Raw genomic sequence first — 4462 nt, 5'->3', positions numbered from 1 at the left:
AGGGTGCCGCTGCGCTGGCCGGACGCGGCCATCCCGGTACTGGCCGCCTCGGTGAGCGACCCGGCCCCGGCGTCGAGCGCGGCGGCCAGCGCCGGGACGGTGGCGCGCAGGCCGAGCCGGTCGACCCGCCCGGCGTAGACACCGCCCAGGAGCGGGTCGGCGATCCGGTCGACGACCTCGGGACCGAACCGGCGGCGCAGCAGCGCCCCGAGCGCGACGTCGGTGCCCGGGTCCCAGTCCAGCGGCGTGCTCGGCTCGGCGGCGACCGCGGCCCGTCCGGCGTCGGACAGCACTCCCCCGAGGTCGGCGTCGCGGCCGGGCACGCCCATCAGGGTGCCGCGGGGCAGGCCGACGGTCCGCCCGCCCGCGCGGATCGTCGCCGTCGCCGCGGTGGGGTGGGTGAGCGCGTCGGCCAGCCCGATCTCGGTGAGCAGCGCGGGGACCTCGGGACGACGGGCGAGGAAGGCCTCGGCGCCGACGTCGAAGGGCGCCCCCGCGAGATCGACCGTGCGCAGCACGCCGCCGAGCCGGTCACGCTGCTCGAGCACCACGATCTCGGCGGCCGGGCCGAGCAGCGTGCGCAGCCGGTGCGCGCAGGCCAGACCGGAGACACCGCCGCCGACGACGGCGACGCGGGTCATCGCGACGGACGGTCGCCCGTCGGCCCGGCCACGGGCTGGGCGTGCACCGTCTCGACGGTCCGGGTGATCGCGTCCGGGTCGGTGGGGGGCAGGACACCGTGGCCCAGGTTGAACACGTGCCCGCGGGTGCGGGCCCCCTCGGCGGCGATCCGCACGACCTCGGCATCGACGGCCTCCTGACCGGCGAACAGCACCGCCGGGTCCAGGTTGCCCTGCACGGGCACCGCGCCACCGGCCCGGCGGGCCGCGACGTCGAGCGGGGTCCGCCAGTCGACGCCGATCACGTCGGCGCCGGCGTCGGTCATCGCACCCAGGAGCTCGGCGGTGCCGACCCCGAAGTGGATCCGCGGCACGCCGGCCCCGGCGAGCGCGCCGAGCACGGCGGCGGAGTGCGGCAGCACGAACTCGCGGTAGTCGCGCTCGGACAGCGCGCCCGCCCAGGAGTCGAACAGCTGGACCGCGTCCACCCCGGCGGCGACCTGCTGCTGCAGGAACGTGCCGGTGAGCACGGCGAGCTTGCCGAGCAGGGCGTGCCACACGTCGGGGGCCGAGCGCATGAGGGACTTGGTCCGCTCGTGGTTGCGGCTCGGGCCGCCCTCGATGAGGTAGGAGGCGAGGGTGAACGGGGCGCCCGCGAATCCGATCAGCGGGACGCGGCCCAGCTCGGGCAGCAGCAGGCCGATCGCCTCGGTGACGCGCGCCACCTGCTCGGGCGCCAGCTCGGGCAGTGCCGCGACGTCGGCGGCGGTGCGGACCGGTGAGTCCACGACGGGGCCGGTGCCCGGCACGATGTCCACCCCGATGCCCGCCAGGTACAGCGGCACCACGATGTCGGAGAACAGGATGGCCGCGTCCATGTCGTGGCGGCGGACCGGCTGCAGGGTGATCTCGCAGGTCAGGTCCGGGGTGAGACACGCCTCGAGCATCGCGTTGTCCCGGCGCAGGGCCCGGTACTCCGGCAGCGAGCGACCCGCCTGGCGCATGAACCAGACCGGCAGCCGCGACGGCGTCGCACCGCGCGCTGCGTCGAGGAACGGTGCTCCCGCGAGGTCGCGGCGGGCGGGGGGCGCGGAGACGATGCCTGCAGTCATGACCTCCGGATGATCCCACGCGGACCGGGCCGGTGCTCGGGCGCCCCGGCGCGCCTGCCAGGTACGACGGGTATCGCACCCTAGAGTCCGACGCCGTGCCGGACCCGAACTCACCACCACCAGCAGCGTTCCGCAGCGCGGTCCGCTCGCTCGCGTCGGTCCGACCGCGCCCCGAGCTCGTGGTGCGGCCGCTCGAGGCCCCGCCCCGGCTCGCGCCGTACAGCTGGGCGACCAGCGTCGAGGCCGACATCGGGCACCGCGGCGACGGGACCGACGACCTCGACGAGCCGGACACCTCCGGCCGGTTGATCCTGCTCCACGACCCCGACGGCCAGGAACGCTGGGAGGGCACCTTCCGGCTGGTCTGCTTCGTGCAGGCCCGGCTGGAGCCCGGCCAGCTCGGCGACGACATGCTGCCGCGGATCGGCTGGTCCTGGCTGACCGACGCGCTCGAGCACGCCGGCGCCGGGTTCACCGCGCTCGGCGGGACCGTCACCCAGACCTCGTCGGTCCGCTTCGGCGGGCTCAGCGGCGGCGGTGGCGGCCCCGGCGAGGGGCCGCCGCGGGAGGACGACGTCGAGCTGCGCGCCTCCTGGTCGCCCACGGAGAGCGACGGCGATCTGTCCCGACACGCCGTCGCGTTCGCGTCCCTGGTGTCGACCGCTGCGGGTCTGCCGCCGGTCGGCGCAGTGCCGTTGAGCCGATCACCCGGCTGAACGTCGCAGGTCAACGGCACGCGTCGGAAATCTTTCACCCGGAGGGGTGGGACCGCGCCCACATGCATGTAACTTTCCAGGCCGGAAAGACGAATGCACACCAGACGTTAGGCCGCATGGAGGGATACCATCTCTTCCATGGCACCCGCCCGGGCGGCCGAGCGCCACTCTCCGTCCCTCGGGTTCCGGTGTTGGTCGGGGGCGTACGACCGACTCCAGGAAGGTTGACGACGTGGCTGTACTTGGCCAGCAAGTGCCGGCGCAGAGCTCCGGCAGCACCACCCCAGGTGGCGCTCCGATCGGTGGAGCAGTGCTCTCGCCGGGGATCGTCCCGCAGCCGCGGGAGGAGCTGTTCACGGTTCTCGTCGTGGACGACCACCCGCTGCTCCGCGAGGCGATCGCCGGACGGCTGCGCTCCATGGGAGCGGGCACCGTGCACGAGGCCGCCTCGGTCACCGAGGCGCGGGCTCGCGCCCACGCCGCGGGTCCCTGCGACCTCGCGATCCTCGACCTGACCCTGCCGGACGGCAGCGGGCTGGACCTGGTCAGCGAGCTCCGCTCGCTCGGCTGGAACCGACTGGTCGTGCTCGCCTCCTCCGACGACCCGTACGCGGTCCGCTCGGCGTTCCAGGCCGGCGCGCAGGCCTACCTGCTCAAGTCGGCGTCGCCCTCGGTCGTGACCGACGGCGTCAAGCGGGTCCTCGACGGCGGCGTCTACGCCGACCCGACGGTCGCCCCGCTGCTCGCCACCGGGTCCCGCGTGCCGGGCACCGACAACACCCCGCGGGAGCTCTCGGCCCGCGAGGTCGAGGTGCTGCAGCTCGTCGCGGACGGCCAGTCCAACAAGGAGATCGGTGAGGCCCTGAACCTCTCCGCCCTCACGGTGAAGAGCCACCTCTCCCGGATCGGCCGCAAGCTCGGCACCGGCGACCGCGCCCAGATGGTCGCGCTCGCCATGCGCGCGGGGGTCATTCGCTGACTCCCGGGACCGGCGCCGCCGGCGGTACGGACACGACCCGGCCGCCGGTCTCGGCGACTCCGGACGGTTCACCCGATCCGGTACCGCTGCTCCGTCCCGCCGACGGCCTCCCCCCGGTCACCGCGACCGCCGACGACCTCGCCCGCGTGGCCGCGGCGATCGCCGGCGGCAGCGGCCCGGTCGCCGTCGACGCGGAGCGTGCCTCCGGCTTCCGGTACTCCCAGCGCGCCTACCTGGTGCAGCTACGGCGTGCCGGGGCCGGGTCCGCGCTGGTGGACCCGATCCCGCTGCGCGGCGAGCTGGGCCCGCTCGCCGAGGCCCTCGACGGCCCGGAGTGGGTGCTCCACGCGGCCTCCCAGGACCTCCCGTGCCTGGCCGAGCTGGACCTGCGCCCGGCGTCGCTGTTCGACACCGAGCTCGCCGGCCGGCTGGCCGGGCTGCCCCGGGTCGGGCTCGGCCCGATGGTGGAGAACCTGCTCGGCCTCGGCCTGGAGAAGGGGCACGGCGCCGCCGACTGGTCGCGTCGCCCGCTCCCCGAGGACTGGCTGGTCTACGCCGCACTCGACGTCGAGGTGCTCGTCGACCTGCGCACCGTCCTGACCCGGATGCTCGACGAGCAGGGCAAGCTCGACTGGGCCCGCCAGGAGTTCGAGGCGGTCCGCACCGCCCCGCCACCCCCGCCGCGCGCGGAGCCCTGGCGGCGCACCTCCGGCATCCACAAGGTCCGCCGCCCCCGCCCGCTCGCCGCGGTCCGGGAGCTGTGGCAGGCGCGTGACTCCCTCGCCGCCGATCGCGACATCGCCCCCGGCCGGGTCCTGCCCGACGCCGCGATCGTCGACGCCGCGGTGCGCAACCCCGACTCCCCGCAGGCACTGGCCGAGCTGCCGGTGTTCCGCGGTCGCTCCCAGCGCAGGCTGGCCCGGTACTGGTTCGACGCGCTGCGCCGGGCCGCCGACCTCCCCGAGGCCGAGCTGCCGCGCGGCGCCGCCACCACCGACGGCCCGCCGCCGGCGTCGCGCTGGGCCGACCGCGACC

At 75.7% G+C, this 4462-nt stretch carries 5 protein-coding genes; 3 read left to right on the top strand and 2 right to left on the bottom strand.

Annotated elements, in window-relative coordinates:
- Together hemG and hemE are read right to left on the bottom strand one after the other, a co-directional pair.
- Positions 1-641, bottom strand: a 641-nt coding sequence (gene hemG, locus NH602_RS28435) for a protoporphyrinogen oxidase (protein ID WP_253069411.1), incomplete at its 3' end; no start/stop codon positions are given.
- Positions 638-1732, bottom strand: coding sequence for a uroporphyrinogen decarboxylase (gene hemE, locus NH602_RS28430; RefSeq protein WP_251786105.1), 1095 nt, complete (start codon positions 1730-1732; stop codon positions 638-640). The genes hemE and hemG, both read right to left, overlap by 4 nt.
- Positions 1733-1827: 95 nt before the next feature.
- Here hemE and NH602_RS28425 point away from each other — a divergent pair, with 95 nt between their 5' ends.
- The 3 genes from NH602_RS28425 to NH602_RS28415 all read left to right on the top strand — a co-directional run.
- On the top strand, positions 1828-2448 hold the full coding sequence (locus NH602_RS28425) for a DUF3000 domain-containing protein (RefSeq protein WP_179760319.1): 621 nt from the start codon (positions 1828-1830) through the stop codon (positions 2446-2448).
- Between the two features lie 325 nt (positions 2449-2773).
- Positions 2774-3427, top strand: a complete 654-nt coding sequence (locus NH602_RS28420) for a response regulator transcription factor (RefSeq protein WP_033199956.1) — start codon at positions 2774-2776, stop codon at positions 3425-3427.
- Positions 3428-3513: 86 nt separating this feature from the next.
- On the top strand, positions 3514-4462 hold a 949-nt coding region (locus tag NH602_RS28415), incomplete at its 3' end, for an HRDC domain-containing protein (RefSeq protein ID WP_253069412.1).

The sequence above is a fragment of the Pseudonocardia sp. McavD-2-B genome (assembly GCF_024124365.1).
Classification (GTDB): domain Bacteria; phylum Actinomycetota; class Actinomycetes; order Mycobacteriales; family Pseudonocardiaceae; genus Pseudonocardia; species Pseudonocardia alni.
This window is presented reverse-complemented; position numbering and strand designations above follow the sequence as displayed.